The following is a 17,405-nucleotide window of genomic DNA, read 5'->3' as shown; positions in this document are numbered from 1 at the left end:
GAGTGAAGGGTGATGGAGGCCGCAAAGACTGGGGGCCGGAGGCATCGCTGCCTCCGGCCCCCGGAACGGACTAGAGCCGGTCCTCGACCCACACCGGGACGCTCTCCAGCGCCCCCGGCAGGGACGCGACATCACTGCCGCCGGCCTGGGCCATGTCGGGTCGCCCGCCACCCTTGCCGCCGACCTGGGAGGCCACGTGGTTGACCAGCTCACCGGCCTTGACGCGGGCGGTCAGGTCGTCGGTGACGCCGGCGATCAGGCTCACCTTGCCGGCGCTCTCGTCGGCCACGCCCAGCACCACGATGCCGGACCCCAGCTTGTTCTTGAGCTGGTCGAGCATGCCGCGCAGCTCCTTGCCGGACACGCCCTCCAGGCGCTTGGCCAGCACCTTGACACCCTTGACCTCGCGGGCCTCGCCGAGCATGTCGTTGCCGGCGGCGCTGGCCAGCTTGCCCTTGAGGCGCTCGAGTTCCTTCTCCAGGCTGCGGTTACGCTCGACCAGCGTGTCGACCCGCTCCTCGAGCTGCTCGGGCTTGGCCTTGAGGCGTTCGGCGATGCGGCCCACCCGAGCCTCCTGCTCGCGAAAATAGGCCAGCGCGCCCTCGCCGGTGATCGCCTCGATGCGCCGCACGCCACTGGCGATACCGGCCTCGCTGACGATATGGAAGCAGCCGATGTCGCCGCTGCGCGCCACGTGGGTGCCGCCGCACAGCTCCACGGAGAAGCCGTCGGCGCCGATGGTCAGCACCCGCACGTCCTCGGCGTACTTGGCCTCGAACAACGCCGCCGCGCCCCTCGCCTTGGCCTCGTCGAGGGTCATGTGCTCGATGCGGGTATCGGCGTTGGCCAGCACCTGCTCGTTGACCAGGCGCTCCACCTCGGTCAGCTGCTCGGCGGTCATCGGCTCGAAGTGGCTGAAGTCGAAGCGTAGCCGCTCCGGCGTCACCAGCGAGCCCTTCTGCTGGACGTGATCGCCCAGCACCATGCGCAGCGCCTGGTGCAGCAGGTGGGTGGCGGAGTGGTTGCGCACGGTGGCCGCGCGCAGGCTGGCATCGACCCGGGGCGTCACTCGGGCGCCGACCGCCAGCTCGCCCTCGAGCAGCACGCCGTGGTGCAGGTGGTGGCCGGCCTGCTTCTGAGTGTCGGTGACCAGGAAGCGGCCGCCCTCGAGCGTCAGGTAGCCGGTGTCGCCCACCTGCCCGCCGGACTCGCCGTAGAAGGGGGTGCGGTCCAGCACCACCACGCCGCGCTGCTCCGGCACCAGCTTGGCCAGGCCATTGCCTTCGCGGTCGACCAGGGCGGTGACGATGGCGCGGTCCTCCAGCCGGTCATAGCCGGTGAAGGCGGTCTCGCCCTCGAGGTCCAGGGCCGCCCCGTAGTCGGCGTCGAACTGACTGGCCGCCCGGGCGCGCTCGCGCTGGGCCTCGAGCTCGCGCTCGAAGCCGGCCTCGTCGAGGCTGACGCCGCGCTCGCGGCAGACGTCGGCGGTCAGATCGAAGGGGAAGCCGTAGGTATCGTAGAGCTTGAACACCGTCTCGCCGGCCAGCACCTCGCCCTCGATCTCGCCCAGGGCTTCCTCGAGCAGGCCCATGCCGTGCTCCAGGGTACGGGCGAACTGCTCCTCCTCCTTGAGCAGCACGCGCTCGATCTGGTGCCGGGCCTCGCGCAGCTCGGGATAGGCATCGCCCATCACGGCGTCCAGCGCCCCGACCAGCTTGTGGAAGAAGCTGCCCTCGGCGCCCAGCTTGTGGCCATGGCGGACGGCCCGGCGGATGATCCGGCGCAGCACGTAGCCGCGCCCCTCGTTGGAGGGCAGCACGCCGTCGGCGATCAGGAAGGCGCAGGAACGGATATGGTCGGCGATCACCCGCAGCGAGGGCGTGGTGGTATCGGCGTGGCCGGTGGCCCGGGCCGCGGCCTCGAGCAGGTACTGGAAGAGGTCGATCTGGTAGTTGGAATGGACGCCCTGCATCACCGCGGCGATCCGCTCGAGCCCCATGCCGGTATCGATGGACGGCTTGGGCAGCGGGTGCATCTCGCCGCCGGCGTCCCGGTCGAACTGCATGAAGACCAGGTTCCAGATCTCGATGTAGCGGTCGCCGTCCTCCTCGGGACTGCCGGGAGGCCCACCCCAGACCTCGGGGCCATGATCGAAGAAGATCTCGGAGCTCGGGCCACAGGGGCCGGTGTCGCCCATCTGCCAGAAGTTGTCCTCGTCGAGCCTGGAGAAGCGCTCGGGGTCGACACCGATCTCGTCCTTCCAGATGCGCTCGGCCTCGTCGTCGCTGACGTGGACGGTGACCCACAGCTTCTCCCTGGGCAGCCCCAGCACCTCGGTGAGGAAGGTCCAGGCGAAGCGGATGGCATCCCGCTTGAAGTAATCGCCGAAGCTGAAGTTGCCCAGCATCTCGAAGAAGGTATGGTGCCGCGCGGTATAGCCGACGTTGTCCAGGTCGTTGTGCTTGCCGCCGGCACGCACGCAGCGCTGCGCCGAGGTGGCGCGCACGTAGGGCCGGGGGTCGCGCCCGAGGAAGACATCCTTGAACGGCACCATGCCGGCATTGGTGAACAGCAGCGTCGGGTCGTTGCCCGGCACCAGGGAGCTGGACGGCACGATGGTGTGCCCCTGCTCCTCGAAGTACTTCAGAAAGGCCTGTCTGATGTCTGCGCTTTTCATGGGGTATCCGTGGCGATAAGCATGGTGGCCCGCCGGGCGGGTGATCGTCGACACACACCGCGCCGACGCCGGTGTCGGCACGCCGTTGCGCCCGTGGAGTGCCACCCGGGGCATTCGCAAAGGGATCCATTATAGCGCAGTCGTCAAGCGACTAAAGGGCGGAAGGCCTTCGGGAGGGATCAGGCGTCGTCCCAGGCGTGCGCAAGGGCGTGCCTGAGCTGGTCGAAGTCGAAGCCGCGGCCGGCCAGGAAGCGCTCGCGGCGGGCGCGCTCCCGCGGCCCCTCGCCGGGCCCGGGAAAGCGGCGCGCCAGGACCTCGGCGGCCAGGCCGAACCAGTCGACCTCGTCGCCGGCCTCGCGGAAGGCCGCCCGGGCGGTGTCGTCGTCGATGCCCCGCCGCCCGAGCTCGGCGCGGATCTTCACCGGGCCCTGGCCGCGGGCCACCCGGGAACGCAGGAAGCTCTCGGCGAAGCGCGCATCGCTCTGCAGCCCCTGCTCGACCAGGGCGTCGAGACAGGCCTCGATCTCATCGGCCGCGTGCCCCCGGGCGGCGAGCCGCTCGCACAGCTCGGCCCGGGCATACTCGCGCCGGGCCAGCAGGCGGATGGCGTCTTCCCGGGGCGTGGCGTCGGCGGCACGGGGCTCGCGCATGGCCTAGAGCAGGTCGTCGTCGCGCTCGCCCGCGTCGGCGGTGGCCTCGACTGCCTCCTCCCTGGGCTCGGGGGTGGCCAGCAGCTGGGCGCGGATCTGGCTCTCGATCTCCTCCATCACCGCCGGGTTGTCCTCGAGGAACTGGGCGGCGTTGGCCTTGCCCTGGCCGATCTTGTTGCTCTGGTAGCTGTACCAGGCACCGGCCTTGTCGACCAGGCCGCACTGCACGCCGAGATCGACCACCTCGCCGGCGTGGTAGATGCCCTTGCCGTAGAGGATCTGGAACTCGGCCTGGCGGAACGGCGGTGCCACCTTGTTCTTGACCACCTTGACCCGGGTCTCGTTGCCGGTGACCTCGTCGCCCTGCTTGACCGAGCCGGTGCGGCGGATGTCCAGGCGCACGCTGGAGTAGAACTTCAGGGCGTTGCCGCCGGTGGTGGTCTCGGGGCTGCCGAACATCACGCCGATCTTCATGCGGATCTGGTTGATGAACACCACCATGCAGTTGGCGCTCTTCATGTGGCCGGTGATCTTGCGCAGCGCCTGGGACATCAGCCGTGCCTGCAGACCGACGTGCGAGTCGCCCATCTCGCCCTCGATCTCGGCGCGCGGGGTCAGGGCGGCCACGGAGTCGATGATGATGACGTCGACCCCACCGGAGCGCACCAGCATGTCGCAGATCTCGAGGGCCTGCTCGCCGGTGTCCGGCTGGGAGACCAGCAGGTCGTCGAGATTGACGCCGAGCTTCTCGGCGTAGCTCGGGTCCAGGGCATGCTCGGCGTCGATGAAGGCGCAGGTCTTGCCCTGCTTCTGGGCCTCGGCGATCACCGACAGGGTCAGGGTGGTCTTGCCCGAGGACTCGGGGCCGAAGATCTCCACCACCCGGCCGTAGGGCAGCCCGCCGATACCCAGCGCGATATCCAGGCCCAGCGAGCCGGTGGATACCGAGGGCATCACCACGCGCGGGGTGTCGCCCAGGCGCATCACGGTCCCCTTGCCGAACTGCCGGTCGATCTGGGAAAGCGCGGCGCTCAGCGCCTTGGCACGATTGTCGTCCTGAGCCATGAGGGTCTCCTAAGCGGTCGCCGTGGGACACGACGATGACGAAACGGAAGTGGGAATGACGGGCCGAAGGGCCCGGCCGAAAGCACTGTATGACTGCACAGTAGTATGACGAAAAAAGCGGCGCTCGACCAGCCTCATCTGGTGTCGCCGAGCGCCTCGGCGCGGTCGCCCTCCAGGATCCGGATCAGCCCGGCCAGGGCGGCCTTGACGGCCTGCTCGCGCACCGCCCGACGGTCGCCGGGGAAGTGGCGGCGCTCGGCGAGGACACCGTCGGCGCTTCCCCAGGCCAGCCACACCGTGCCCACCGGCTTGTCGGGGCTGCCGCCGCCGGGGCCGGCCACGCCGCTGACGGCCACGGCCAGGTCGGCACCGCTCTCCCGGCAGGCGCCGGCCACCATGGCCTCGACCACCTCGCGGCTGACCGCACCGTGGTCTTCGATCAGCGGCGCCGGCACCCCCAGCAGGCGGGTCTTGGCGCCGTTGGCGTAGGTCACGTAACCGGTCTCGAAATAGTCGGAACTGCCGGCCACCGCGGTGATGGCGTTGGCCACCCCGCCGCCGGTGCAGGACTCCGCGGCGGTGACGGTGACGCCGCGGGCCCGGCAGAGTTCGCCCAGCCGCTCGGCCAGGACGTGTACCTCCCCCGCCTCCCATGTCGCGTTGCTCACCGCCACCTCCTCGTCTACCGGCCTGAGTCGGTCGACAGCTTAGCAGACAAGGGCCCGGCGACGTCATGAATCGCCGGCCGGGGTGGCCGGAAAGTCCTCGAGCACCCGACGGCAGCCCGGCCCGACCGATTCACCGGTCCCCGGCTCGATCCATGGCAGGATCGCCAGCGGCGGCGCGATCAGGGCCCCCAGCACCGAGAGCACCCCGCGCGCCACCAGTTCCCGCGACACCACCTCGACACGCGGATCCTCCAGCGGCCCGCGGAGGGTCACCGGGGAATTCGAGGCAGGCAGGCTGACGTCCTTGGGGTGTGCCTCGAAGACCAACTCGAGGCGCTCGGCATCCAGGTCGATGGCCCCGCCACCGGTCAGGTTGGAATCGTCCGTGTCGATGAACAGTTGCTGCAGGGCCGCCCGCCCGCGGTCGCTGTCGAGGCGGGCGTAGGCACAGCGCATGGCCACCTGCTGGGACTCGCTCAGCGCAGCCAGCAGGGCCTCGCCGACGTCGAGTCCGATGGCCTCGATCAGCAGCATATCCAGACGCCCGCCGGCCATGGCCAGCTCCAGGGTGCCGTCGAGGCTCGCCATGCTCTCGTCGAGCGAGCGACCGCGGAAGCGCAGCGCGCCCTCGCCGCCGAGCGTTCCGGCGGAGTCCCGGGCGACCTCGGGCAGCCCGGCACGCTGCAGCAACGGCTTGAGGTTGACCCGCCGCAGGGCGATAGCGAGATCGCCCTGCAGGGCCTCGCCCCGGGCGTCGAGGCGCGCCCGCCCCGTCACCTCACCGCCACCGAGGCCGACGCGCAGCGGGGCCAGGGTGAGCCGCCCTCGCTCGAGGGCGAGGTCGACGGCCACGTCGGACAGCGGCACATGCCGGGCGTTCACGCTGGCCGCCCGGTACGTCACTTCGGCGTCCATGCGGCGCAGCCCGGCCAGGTTCCAGCGACGATCGGGGAAGACGCCGGGGCGTCGGGCCTGCTGTCGGGCCCGACGCCTCTGCTCCGGCGAGGCCTCCTCCCCCGGCCCGGTGTCGGGCGCCAAGCCGACCAGCGGCCCGAGGTCATCGAGATCGAGGCGCCGCGACATCAGGCGGGCCTGCACACGGTGGCGCTCGCCGAGGTGCAGGCGAAGCTCGCCAGCGAGGTCGCTGTCCCCCACCCGCCCTCGGGCATCGCGCAGGCGGACCCGATTCTCCCGCACCTGCACCTCGCCGCTCAACTCGTAGGGTGGCAGCTCCGGCAGGGTCAGGCCGAGGAGGGGAGTGAGTCGGGACGGACTGGGTCCCGACAGCTGGAAGCGACCGGTGACCGCGGCGAGCTGCAGCGGCTGTTGGATGCTGCCATCCACCCGTAGCCGGGTGTCCCGCGAGGTGATCAGGCCCCGTACCGGATAAGGCCGGTCGGGCGCGTTCAGGTCCAGCAGCGGCCCGACCGTCAGGTCATAGGCGAAGGGTTCGTCGCGGTAGCGCCCGCGCCCCCGCAGGTGTACGCCGGGGACCGTATCACCCGTGACCGGGGCGGTCTCGGCGTTCAGCGTCAGCGCCAGCGACTGCGCCGGGGCGCGATAGTCGAGCGAGGTGTCGTCGAAGGCCAGGGTCGCCTCGGTGATCCGCACCCGCAGGCGCCCGTCGAGGGTGCCCGCCTCGGGATAGCCCAGCGGCGCCAGGAGCTCGCCCAGGTCGAGGCGCGTCACCCGGGTGTCGAGATCGCCGGCGAGGGTCCCGGCGCCGACCTCGAGCCAGCCCCGGGTGGTCAGCGCACTCTGGCCTCGGGCAACATGCAGTCGCTCCAGGTCCAGGCGATTCGCCTCAAGCCGGCCGTCGACGGCGACATCCTCGAGCAGCGTGTCGCCGTAGCCCAGCCGCCCGACTGCCAGCTCCAGCTCGGCGTCGAGGCGACGCAGCGGGGCCAGGAGCTGCGCCCAGCGTCGATTCCAGGTGATCTCCTCGAGCGTCTCCTCGATCTCGCGCTCGGTCTCGCGGCGCTCCTCGGGCCGACGGAGTCGGGTGATGCCCCAGCGTTCCAGGCTCAGGCGGTCGGCCCTGAGCCGCGCCTCGAGGCGGGGCCGCCCCCCCGGGACGAAGGCCAGCGTCCCGGCCACATGGCTCTCCCCCAGGTGACCGTCGATGTCGTCCAGCGCCCAGCGCGAGGGCACAAGGTCCAGGCGCCCGGTGAGATCCAGCGCCGGCAGGTCCAGGCCCGGCCGGCCCACCAGCCCGGCCAGGTCGGCCTCCTCCGCTGCGACCAGTTCGATCCGCCCGACGAGATGCGCCCCGTCCAGGCGACCGTCGAGTCGGGCCCGGACCTGCCCCAGGCGCGCGTCGACGGCCAGCGGGTAGTCGTCCCGGGAGGCCATCAGGTCCTCCAGGGGGGCGCCCCGCCCGCTGGCGCGCAGCGACTGGCCGCGAACGACCCCGCGTGCCGCGATGATCAGCCCGGGAGCCTGGGTACCGTCCCGGCCGGTCTGCAGGGCGACGCTCAGGCCGATGTCCCGGGCCGGGTCATGATAGGTCAGCCGCCCCCGCTCCACACTGACACGCTCGGGTCGCCGCCCCGAGCCGCTCCCGGCTTCCGCCCGCGTCCCCAGGAGACCGGTCCAGTTGCGGCGGCCGTCCGGGTGCCGCCTCAAATGGAGCTCGGGACGGACCAGGGCGAGGCTCTCGAGTTCCACCCGCCCCTGCAGCAGGCGGGTGGTGTCCAGGGCAACGCTGAGCGAGGCCAGGTGCAGCAAACGCTTCTGACGCGCCCAGGCGGAATTGTCGACGCTGACCTCCTCGAGGCGCACCGTCAGCGGCCAGCCCCAGTCGATATCCAGGGCACCGATCGCCACTGCCCGTCCGTTCAGGCGCTGACTGACCTGGCCCTCCAGCCAATGCCGTGCCCAAGGGGACTCCACCAGCAGCATCGTCGCCACCACCACGAGCCCCAGCCCCAGGAGGGCCGCCACCCCGCGCCGAACCGCCTTGGCCACGTCCGCCTCCCATCGCCCCGCCGCTGCCATGCCCCCGGGCCGGCCGAGCCTCACCTTGAGGATAGCCGACGCTGGCCGCCGAGCTGTCATGGCAGCGGCGGTCTGCGCTAGAATTGCCGCTCGCAAATGCCCCGACACAATCAACCCCGTAAGGCGTGACGATGCAGTCAGCTCCCCAACACACGCCCATGATGGCGCAGTACCTGAAGATCAAGCGCGAGCATCCGGAAGTGCTGCTCTTCTACCGCATGGGCGACTTCTACGAGCTGTTCTTCGATGACGCCAAGCGCGCCGCCGCCCTGCTCGACATCACCCTGACCCAGCGCGGCCAGTCGGCGGGCAAGCCGATTCCCATGGCCGGCGTGCCCTATCACAGCGCCGAGGGCTACCTCGCCCGGCTGGTCCAGGCCGGCGAGTCGGTGGCCATCTGCGAGCAGATGGGCGACCCGGCGACCAGCAAGGGCCCAGTGGAGCGCCAGGTGGTGCGCATCGTCACCCCCGGCACCCTCTACGACGAGGCCCTGCTGGACGCCCGCCGCGACAACCTGGTGGTGGCGGTCCACCCCGCCGGCGAACGCTGGGGCCTGGCCTGGCTGGAGCTGTCCAGCGGGCGCTTCAGCGTGCTGGAGGTCGAGGGCGAGGCCGAGATGCTCGCCGAGCTGACCCGCCTGGACCCGGCCGAGCTGCTGCTCCCCGAGAGCCTCGCCCTGCCCCCCGGCCTCGAGGAGCGCCGCGGGCTGCGCCGCCAGAGCGACTGGTTGTTCGACCTCGAGTCCGCCACCCGCACCCTGTGCGACCAGTTCGCCGTTCAGGACCTGCGTGGCTTCGGCTGCGCCCACCTGGAGGCGGCCCTCACCGCCGCCGGCGTGCTGATCGACTACGCCCGGGACACCCAGCGCTCGCGCCTGCCCCATGTCACCGCCATCGGCGTGGAGAGCCGGGACGACGCCGTGGTGATCGATGCCGCCAGCCGGCGCAACCTGGAGATCGACGTCAACCTCGGCGGCGGCACGGACAACACCCTGGCCAGCGTGCTCGACACCACCGCCACCGCCATGGGTTCGCGGCTGCTCAAGCGCTGGCTCAACCGCCCGCTGCGCGACCGCGCCCAGGTGGGCGGGCGTCAGGCGGCGGTGGCCGCCCTGCTCGACCGCGACGGTTTCGAGGCGCTGCGCGACTCGCTCAAGGCCATCGGCGACGTGGAGCGCATCCTCGCCCGGGTCGCCCTCTACAGCGCCCGTCCCCGGGACCTGGCGCGACTGCGCGATGCCCTGGCCGCCCTGCCCGACCTCCAGGACGCGCTGGCCGATTACGCCGACGGCACCGCCCTGGACGAGCTGAAGCGCCATATCCGTCCCTACCCCGAGCTCGCCGACACCTTGGCCCGGGCCCTGGTGGAGAACCCGCCGGTGGTGATCCGCGACGGCGGGGTGATCGCCGAGGGCTTCGATGCCGAGCTCGACGAGCACCGTGGGCTCGCCGAACACGCCGGCGACTACCTGGTGCAACTGGAGACCCGGGAGCGCGAGCGCACCGGCCTGCCCGGGCTCAAGGTGGGCTACAACCGGGTCCACGGCTACTACATCGAGATCCCTCGCGCCCAGGCCCGCGACGCCCCGGTGGACTACATCCGCCGCCAGACCCTCAAGAACGCCGAGCGCTTCATCATCCCCGAGCTCAAGGAATTCGAGGACAAGGCGCTGTCGGCCAAGTCCCGGGCGCTGGCCCGGGAGAAGCTGCTCTACGAGAGCCTGCTGGACGCGCTCAACGCCGAGCTCGGCGCCCTGCAGGCCAGCGCCCGCGCCCTGGCCGCCCTGGACGTGCTGGCCGCGTTCGCCGAGCGCTCCCGGGCCCTGGACCTGGTGCGCCCGACGCTGCCCGAGGCTCCCGGCCTGGCCATCCGCGGCGGCCGCCACCCGGTGGTCGAGCGGGTCAGCGACGCGCCCTTCGTGCCCAACGACCTGCACATGGACGACGAACGCCGCATGCTGGTGATCACCGGCCCCAACATGGGCGGCAAGTCGACCTACATGCGCCAGGCGGCACTGATCACCCTGCTCGCCCATACCGGCAGCTTCGTGCCCGCCGACGAGGCGGTGATCGGCCCGGTGGATCGCATCTTCACCCGCATCGGCTCCTCGGACGACCTGGCGGGCGGGCGCTCCACCTTCATGGTGGAGATGACCGAGACCGCCAACATCCTGCACAACGCCACCGACCACAGCCTGGTGCTGATGGACGAGATCGGCCGGGGCACCTCGACCTTCGACGGCCTGTCCCTGGCCTGGGCCAGCGCCGAGCACCTGACCCGCAGCCGCGCCTTCACGCTCTTCGCCACCCACTACTTCGAGATGACGGCCCTGGCGGATCAGGTGCCGGGGGTGGCCAACGTCCACCTGACGGCGGCGGAGCACCGCGATGGCATCGTCTTCATGCACCGGGTGGAGGACGGCCCGGCCAGTCAGAGCTATGGTCTCCAGGTCGCCCAGCTCGCCGGCGTGCCCCAGGGGGTGATCGCCCGAGCCCGGGAGAAACTCGCCACCCTGGAGCAGCAGGAGGTCGATCAAGGCCAGCGCCTCGACGGCGCATCGCTGGACGGCGCCGCTCCGCCCCAGCAGGCCGACCTCTTCGCCAGCGCCCCGCATCCGGTGGTCGAGAGCCTCTCGGGGCTGCGGCTGGACGAGGTCACCCCGCGCCAGGCGCTGGAGTGGCTGTACCGCTGGCAGGGAAGCCTGTGAGGGTCGACGTCCAAAGGGGGCGGCAGCCCACGGCTTGCGGGACATATGGCGGGGCGACTAGAATGGTTCGACCAAGTTCCACTTATTATAAAAGCAACCGTTTTTATAACCTAAAACTCAACATTCAAGACCGATCGGCCGTGGCGCGCCCCGGCCCCGAGGAAGGGAGACTGACATGACATTCGTCGTCACCGAAAACTGCATCAAGTGCAAGTACACCGACTGTGTCGAGGTCTGCCCGGTGGACTGCTTCTACGAGGGTCCCAACTTTCTGGTGATTCACCCCGACGAGTGCATCGATTGCGCGCTGTGCGAGCCCGAGTGCCCGGCCGAGGCGATCTACTCCGAGGACGAGTTGCCCGAGGGGCAGGAGCCATTCATCGAGATCAATGCCGAGCTCTCGGAGGTCTGGCCGAACATTGCCGAGAAGAAGGACCCGCCGGCCGACGCCGAGGAGTGGGACGGCAAGCCCGGCAAGCTGGAGCACCTGGAGCGCTGATCCCGCCTACCCCCGGACACGACGACGCCGAATGTCTCTCGACATTCGGCGTCGTCGTTTTGCCCTGCACGTGGAGGAGAACACCAGGCAAAAAAGGGCGACCCTGCAGGCCGCCCGCTCCAAGCCATCCTTGAGCGGATCCTTCCGCTCGCCCTCCCTGAGTGACGTCCCTGCGCGGAGGCGACGTCCTGTCACACCGCGCGCACTCGAGACTGCATCCCGTGGCATCCTGCCGGGAGAGACTCCGCTCTCCCTGATCCCGAGTTCATTGTGGCAGGGCCTGACGACTTCTCAACCCTCCCCTCCGCCATCCACGACCCCTGTCCCGTCACGCCGATCATCCAGAAAACCTTTTTAAATCAGCCGGATAAGAAAAGACCGACGCCGAAGCGCCGGTCTTTCTCAGGCTAACTGTGGTCGATGTCGTCGTCGCCTTGTAGGCGATTTCCTACACATCACAACGGCAAAGACAACAGTGTTCGTTTACTGACCCTTGATCGCGGCACGCCCCGGGTAGTCCACCCGCTCGCCGAGCTCCTGCTCGATCACCAGCAGGCGGTTGTACTTGGCGACGCGATCGGAGCGGCACAGCGAGCCGGTCTTGATCTGGCCGGCGGCGGTGCCCACCGCCAGGTCGGCGATGGTGGTGTCCTCGGTCTCGCCGCTGCGGTGGGAGATCACCGCGGTGAAGCCGGCATCCTGGGCCATCTTGATGGCGTCCAGGGTCTCGGAGAGCGAACCGATCTGGTTGAACTTGATCAGGATGGAGTTGCCGATCCGCTCGTCGATGCCGCGCTTGAGGATCCGGGTGTTGGTGACGAAGAGGTCGTCGCCGACCAGCTGCACGCGGTCACCGAGCTTGTCGGTGAGGGCCTGCCAGCCGTCCCAGTCGGACTCGTCCATGCCGTCCTCGATGGAGACGATCGGGTACTGGTCGCACAGCTCGACCAGGTAATCCGCGAAACCGGCGGCGTCGAAGCTCTTGCCTTCGCCGGAGAGCTGGTACTGGCCGTCCCTGTAGAACTCGGAGGAGGCACAGTCCAGGGCCAGGGTGATGTCGGAGCCGAGCGTGTAGCCGGCGTCACTCACCGCCTGCTTGATCACCGCCAGGGCCTCGGCGTTGGAGGCCAGGTTGGGGGCGAAGCCGCCCTCGTCGCCCACCGAGGTGGACAGCCCACGCGCCGAGAGCACCTTCTTCAGGGCATGGAAGATCTCGGCACCCATGCGCAGGCCTTCGCGGAAGCTGGGTGCGCCCACCGGCTGGATCATGAACTCCTGGATGTCGACGTTGTTGTCGGCATGCTCGCCGCCGTTGAGGATGTTCATCATCGGCACCGGCATGCGGTACTGGCCCGGCTGGCCGTAGAGCTCGGCGACATGCGCATAGAGCGGCACGCCCTTGGCGGCGGCGGCGGCCTTGGCGGCGGCCAGGGACACGGCGAGGATGGCGTTGGCGCCCAGCGTGGCCTTGTTGTCGGTGCCGTCGAGCTCGAGCATGGCGTTGTCCAGGCCGCGCTGGTCGCGGGCATCCATGCCGACCAGGCGCTCGCGGATGGTCCCGTTGACGGCGTCGACGGCCTTCAACACGCCCTTGCCCAGATAGCGGGACTTGTCACCATCGCGCAGCTCGAGGGCCTCGCGGGAACCGGTGGAGGCCCCGCTCGGGGCGCAGGCCACGCCTATGGCACCGCTTTCCAGGCGCACCTCGGCCTGGACGGTGGGATTACCGCGGGAGTCGAGCACCTCGAGGGCGCGGATATCGACGATCTTGGTCATGGTGTGTCGTCCTTAGCGAGTCAGCGTTGAGGGAAATCAGGCAATCTCGAGCGGCGGGAACCCCTTCACCAGGTCGTCCAAGGCCTTGAGCTGGGCCAGGAAGGGCTCGAGCTTGTCCAGCGGCAGCGCACAGGGGCCGTCGCACTTGGCGTTGTCCGGGTCCGGGTGCGCCTCCAGGAAGAGGCCGGCCAGCCCCACGGCGACCCCCGCCCGGGCCAGCTCGGCGACCTGGGCGCGACGCCCGCCGGCGCTGTCGGCCCGGCCACCGGGGCGCTGCAGGGCATGGGTGACATCGAACAGCAGCGGGTAGCCGGTCTGCTTCATGTCACCGAAGCCGAGCATGTCCACCACCAGGTTGTTGTAGCCGAAGCTGGTGCCGCGCTCGCAGAGGATCAGCCGGTCGTTGCCGGCCTCCTCGCACTTGCGCAGGATATGGCGCATCTCGTGAGGCGCCAGGAACTGCGGCTTCTTGATGTTGATCACCGCCCCGGTCGCGGCCATCGCCACCACCAGGTCGGTCTGGCGGGCGAGGAAGGCCGGCAGCTGGATGACATCGGCCACCTCGGCGACGGGCCTGGCCTGCCAGGGCTCGTGGACATCGGTGATGATCGGCACGCCGAAGCGCGCCTTCACCTCGGCGAGGATCTCGAGCCCCTTCTCGATGCCCGGCCCCCGGAAGGAGTGGATGGAGCTGCGGTTGGCCTTGTCGAAGCTGGCCTTGAACACGTAGGGCATGCCCAGGCGCGCGGTGACCTCGACATAGGCCTCGGCGACCTCGAGGGCCAGCTCGCGGGATTCCAGCACGTTCATGCCGGCGAACAGGGTCAGCGGCAGGGCATTGCCGACCGGCAGGCCGGCGACGTCGATATGGCGTTCGGGGGCGGTCATCGACCTTACTCCTGCGGGGCGGTCTGGGCACGGGAGCGCACCGCCTTGTGCTCCAGGGCCGCGTTGACGAAGCCGGTGAACAGCGGGTGGCCGTCACGGGGGGTCGAGGTGAACTCCGGGTGGAACTGGCAGGCCACGTACCAGGGGTGGTCGGCCAACTCGACCATCTCCACCAGGGAGCTGTCGACGCTGCGCCCGGAGACCACCAGGCCGGCCTTCTCCAGGGCCTCGACGAACTGGTTGTTGACCTCGAAGCGGTGGCGGTGGCGCTCGACGATCTCGTCGTCGCCGTAGGCCTCGCGGGCCCTGGAGCCCGGCGCCAGGCGACAGACCTGGCCCCCCAGGCGCATGGTGCCGCCGAGGTCTGAGGCCTCGTCGCGCAACTCGATCTTGCCTTCCGGGTTGATCCACTCGGTGATCAGGCCGACCACCGGGTGCTGGGTGTCGTGGGTGAACTCGGTGGAGTTGGCATCGCTCCAGCCGGCCTTGTGGCGGGCGAACTCGATGACCGCCACCTGCATTCCCAGGCAGATGCCCAGGTAGGGGATCTTGTTCTCCCGGGCGAAGCGGGCCGTGGCGACCTTGCCCTCCACGCCGCGCTCGCCGAAGCCGCCGGGCACCAGGATGGCGTCCTTGCCGGCCAGGCGTTCCGGGCCGTGACGCTCGATGTCCTCGGAGTCGATATAGTCGATGTTGACCTTCACCCGGCTCTGGATGCCGGCATGCACCAGCGCCTCGTTGAGCGACTTGTAGGCGTCGAGCAGCTCCATGTACTTGCCGACCATGGCGATGTTGATCGACTTGAGCGGGTTGAGCTTGGCATCGAGCACGCGGATCCACTCGGTCAGGTCGGCCTCGCCGGCCTCCAGGCGCAGCTTGTCGCAGACGATCTCGTCCAGGCCGTGCTCGTGGAGCATCAGCGGGATACGGTAGATGGTGTCGGCGTCCTGCAGCGGGATGACCGCGCGCTCCTCGACGTTGGTGAACAGCGCGATCTTGCGCCGCTCGGTCTCCTCCAGCTCCACCTCGCTGCGGCAGATCAGGATGTCCGGCTGGATGCCGATGGAGCGCAGCTCCTTGACGCTGTGCTGGGTCGGCTTGGTCTTGGTCTCCCCGGCGGTCTTGATATAGGGCACCAGGGTGAGGTGCATGAAGATGGCGCGACTCGCGCCCAGCTCGCTGCGGATCTGGCGGATCGACTCGAGGAACGGCAGCGACTCAATGTCGCCCACGGTGCCGCCGATCTCGACCAGGGCCACGTCGGCGCCCTTGCCGCCCTCGTAGACGCGACGCTTGATCTCGTCGGTGATGTGCGGGATCACCTGCACGGTGCCGCCCAGGTAGTCGCCGCGGCGCTCCTTGCGCAGCACGTGCTCGTAGACCCGGCCGGTGGTGAAGTTGTTGGCCTGGGTCATCTTCGTGCGGATGAAGCGCTCGTAGTGTCCAAGGTCCAGGTCGGTTTCGGCGCCATCCTCGGTGACGAACACCTCGCCGTGCTGGAAGGGGCTCATGGTGCCCGGATCCACGTTGATGTAGGGATCGAGCTTGAGCATGGTGACCTTGAGGCCCCGGGCCTCGAGAATCGCCGCCAGCGATGCCGACGCGATGCCCTTGCCGAGAGAGGACACAACGCCGCCGGTCACGAAGATATATCGTGTCATGGAGAACCTGTCGAAACGTGATCGGTAGGCCCGGCAGGAAGCCGCGCCAGGATGGGACGACAGCGTAGCAGAATACGACCAATGGCTCAATTTGGCGGCCAAGCGGCCAAGCGGCCAAGCGGCCAAGCGGCCAAGCGGAATGGCGCAGCCTCTACAGACACCCGACAAGCGGGGCCGACGAAGCGAGCGGCGCCGGGGACAGGTCTTAGAGGGGGTCCTACGCCATGGATGGCGTCGGTAGCGCCCAGGGAGGGGTTCACAGCGCCCCCTCGTAGACCTGTCGCCGGAAAAGCCGCGTCATCGGCTTCGAGCTTCGGGCTTCGGGCTTCGGGCTTCGAGCAGGATGATTACCCCCCCCGCTCGAAGCCCGTCGCCCGCGGCTTACACGTCCAGAAAGTCGAGGATGCCCTCGCCGGCCTGGCGCCCCTCGTAGACCGCGGTGACCACCAGGTCGGAGCCGCGCACCATGTCGCCACCGGCGAAGATCTTCTCGTGGGTGGTCTGGAAGGCGTGGGCGCCGTGCTCTGGCGCCCTGACCCGGCCGCGCTCGTCGACCTCGATGCCCACCGTCTCGAACCAGGGCGCCGGACTCGGCTGGAAGCCGAAGGCGATGACCACGGCATCGGCGGGCACCACCTCCTCGGACCCCGGCACCACCTCGGGACGCTGGCGGCCGTTCTCATCGGGCTCACCGAGGCGCGTGCGCACCACCTTGACCCCCTCGACGCCGTCCTCGCCGACCACCGCCACGGGCTGGCGGTTGAACAGGAACTCGACGCCCTCCTCGCGGGCGTTGGCCACCTCCTTGCGCGACCCCGGCATGTTCTCCTCGTCACGGCGATAGGCACAGGTCACCGCGGCCGCGCCCTGGCGGATGGCGGTGCGGTTGCAGTCCATGGCGGTGTCGCCGCCGCCCAGCACCACGACCCGCTTGCCCTCGAGGGAGACGTAGTCCGCCGGGTCCTTCTCGAAGCCCAGGCAGTGGTTGACGTTGGCGATCAGGTAGTCGAGCGCCTTGTGCACGCCGGGCAGGTCCTCGCCGGGGAAGCCGCCCTCCATGTACTTGTAGGTGCCCATGCCGAGGAAGACGGCATCGTACTCCTCGAGCAGCGTGTCGAAGGGCATGTCGCGGCCGATCTCCACGCCCAGGCAGAACTCCACGCCCATCTCCTCGAACACCGCCCGGCGCCGCTCCATCACGGTCTTCTCGAGCTTGAACTCGGGGATGCCGAAGGTCAGCAGGCCGCCGATCTCGGGATACTTGTCGAACACCACCGGCTTGACGCCGTTGCGCACCAGGATGTCGGCGCAGCCGAGCCCCGCCGGGCCGGCACCGATGATCGCCACGCGCTTGTCGGACCAGGTGACGCCGGACATGTCCGGGCGCCAGCCCATGGCGAAGGCGGTGTCGGTGATGTACTTCTCCACCGAGCCGATGGTCACCGCCCCGAAGCCGTCATTGAGGGTGCAGTCGCCCTCGCAGAGGCGATCCTGGGGGCAGACCCGGCCGCACACCTCGGGCAGCGAGTTGGTGCGGTGGGAGAGCTCGGCGGCCTCCAGGATGTTGCCCTCGCTGACCAGCTGTAGCCAGTTGGGGATGTAGTTGTGGACCGGGCACTTCCACTCGCAGTAGGGGTTGCCGCAGTGCAGGCAGCGGTGTGCCTGGCTGGCCGCCTCCTGGGGCTTGTACGGCTCGTAGATCTCGGCGAACTGCTTCGCCCGGGTACGGGCCGGCTTCTTCTCGGGGTCCTGGCGACCCACGTCGATGAACTGGAAATCGTTGCTCAAACGGTTGGCCATGCTCTGTGCTCCTCTC

At 69.6% G+C, this 17,405-nt stretch carries 11 protein-coding genes; 2 read left to right on the top strand and 9 right to left on the bottom strand.

Features of this window, described 5'->3' with window-relative positions; translation table 11 throughout:
• Nucleotides 1-70 precede the first annotated feature (70 nt).
• The 5 genes from alaS to FHR97_RS04465 all read right to left on the bottom strand — a co-directional run bounded on the left by alaS (nt 71) and on the right by FHR97_RS04465 (nt 8,027).
• A complete protein-coding gene (alaS, locus tag FHR97_RS04485; RefSeq protein WP_183382581.1) occupies nt 71-2,677 on the bottom strand; it encodes an alanine--tRNA ligase in 2,607 nt (868 codons plus the stop codon).
• Nucleotides 2,678-2,856: 179 nt separating this feature from the next.
• Nucleotides 2,857-3,327, bottom strand: a complete 471-nt coding sequence (locus FHR97_RS04480) for a regulatory protein RecX (RefSeq protein ID WP_183382580.1) — start codon at nt 3,325-3,327, stop codon at nt 2,857-2,859.
• Between the two features lie 3 nt (nt 3,328-3,330).
• Complete coding sequence (recA, locus tag FHR97_RS04475; RefSeq protein WP_183382579.1) at nt 3,331-4,392, bottom strand: recombinase RecA; 1,062 nt, start codon at nt 4,390-4,392, stop codon at nt 3,331-3,333.
• Between the two features lie 134 nt (nt 4,393-4,526).
• The gene (locus FHR97_RS04470; protein ID WP_183382578.1) at nt 4,527-5,066 is read right to left on the bottom strand and encodes a nicotinamide-nucleotide amidohydrolase family protein; all 540 of its coding nucleotides are present in this window, start codon (nt 5,064-5,066) and stop codon (nt 4,527-4,529) included.
• Between the two features lie 57 nt (nt 5,067-5,123).
• A complete protein-coding gene (locus tag FHR97_RS04465) occupies nt 5,124-8,027 on the bottom strand; it encodes an AsmA family protein (protein WP_183382577.1) in 2,904 nt (967 codons plus the stop codon).
• A gap of 161 nt (nt 8,028-8,188) precedes the next feature.
• Here FHR97_RS04465 and mutS point away from each other — a divergent pair, with 161 nt between their 5' ends.
• Both mutS and fdxA read left to right on the top strand, forming a co-directional pair.
• A complete protein-coding gene (mutS, locus tag FHR97_RS04460) occupies nt 8,189-10,765 on the top strand; it encodes a DNA mismatch repair protein MutS (protein WP_183382576.1) in 2,577 nt (858 codons plus the stop codon).
• Nucleotides 10,766-10,940: 175 nt separating this feature from the next.
• Nucleotides 10,941-11,264 (top strand): ferredoxin FdxA, encoded by a 324-nt coding sequence (fdxA, locus tag FHR97_RS04455; protein WP_183382575.1) that lies wholly within the window; start codon nt 10,941-10,943, stop codon nt 11,262-11,264.
• 483 nt (nt 11,265-11,747) lie between these two features.
• Here the strand turns inward: fdxA and eno are convergent, their stop codons facing one another.
• From eno to FHR97_RS04435, 4 genes are all read right to left on the bottom strand, one after another.
• Nucleotides 11,748-13,040, bottom strand: coding sequence for a phosphopyruvate hydratase (gene eno, locus FHR97_RS04450; protein WP_183382574.1), 1,293 nt, complete (start codon nt 13,038-13,040; stop codon nt 11,748-11,750).
• Between the two features lie 36 nt (nt 13,041-13,076).
• Complete coding sequence (gene kdsA, locus FHR97_RS04445; protein ID WP_183382573.1) at nt 13,077-13,928, bottom strand: 3-deoxy-8-phosphooctulonate synthase; 852 nt, start codon at nt 13,926-13,928, stop codon at nt 13,077-13,079.
• 5 nt (nt 13,929-13,933) lie between these two features.
• The gene (pyrG, locus tag FHR97_RS04440) at nt 13,934-15,589 is read right to left on the bottom strand and encodes a CTP synthase (RefSeq protein WP_183382572.1); all 1,656 of its coding nucleotides are present in this window, start codon (nt 15,587-15,589) and stop codon (nt 13,934-13,936) included.
• Between the two features lie 381 nt (nt 15,590-15,970).
• Nucleotides 15,971-17,389 (bottom strand): FAD-dependent oxidoreductase, encoded by a 1,419-nt coding sequence (locus tag FHR97_RS04435; protein ID WP_183382571.1) that lies wholly within the window; start codon nt 17,387-17,389, stop codon nt 15,971-15,973.
• Between the last annotated feature and the right edge of the window lie 16 nt (nt 17,390-17,405).

Source organism: Halomonas stenophila, from assembly GCF_014192275.1.
GTDB lineage: Bacteria > Pseudomonadota > Gammaproteobacteria > Pseudomonadales > Halomonadaceae > Halomonas > Halomonas stenophila.
The sequence above is the reverse complement of the archived record's forward strand: the minus strand, read 5'-3'. Positions and strand labels throughout refer to the sequence as shown.

Excerpts from the sequence above, each read along its gene's own strand:
- alaS (WP_183382581.1), bottom strand. The coding sequence starts at position 2,677 with ATGAAAAGCGCAGACATCAGACAGGCCTTTCTGAAGTACTTCGAGGAG.
- FHR97_RS04480 (WP_183382580.1), bottom strand. The coding sequence starts at position 3,327 with ATGCGCGAGCCCCGTGCCGCCGACGCCACGCCCCGGGAAGACGCCATC.
- recA (WP_183382579.1), bottom strand. The coding sequence starts at position 4,392 with ATGGCTCAGGACGACAATCGTGCCAAGGCGCTGAGCGCCGCGCTTTCC.
- mutS (WP_183382576.1), top strand. The coding sequence starts at position 8,189 with ATGCAGTCAGCTCCCCAACACACGCCCATGATGGCGCAGTACCTGAAG.
- fdxA (WP_183382575.1), top strand. The coding sequence starts at position 10,941 with ATGACATTCGTCGTCACCGAAAACTGCATCAAGTGCAAGTACACCGAC.
- eno (WP_183382574.1), bottom strand. The coding sequence starts at position 13,040 with ATGACCAAGATCGTCGATATCCGCGCCCTCGAGGTGCTCGACTCCCGC.
- kdsA (WP_183382573.1), bottom strand. The coding sequence starts at position 13,928 with ATGACCGCCCCCGAACGCCATATCGACGTCGCCGGCCTGCCGGTCGGC.
- pyrG (WP_183382572.1), bottom strand. The coding sequence starts at position 15,589 with ATGACACGATATATCTTCGTGACCGGCGGCGTTGTGTCCTCTCTCGGC.
- FHR97_RS04435 (WP_183382571.1), bottom strand. The coding sequence starts at position 17,389 with ATGGCCAACCGTTTGAGCAACGATTTCCAGTTCATCGACGTGGGTCGC.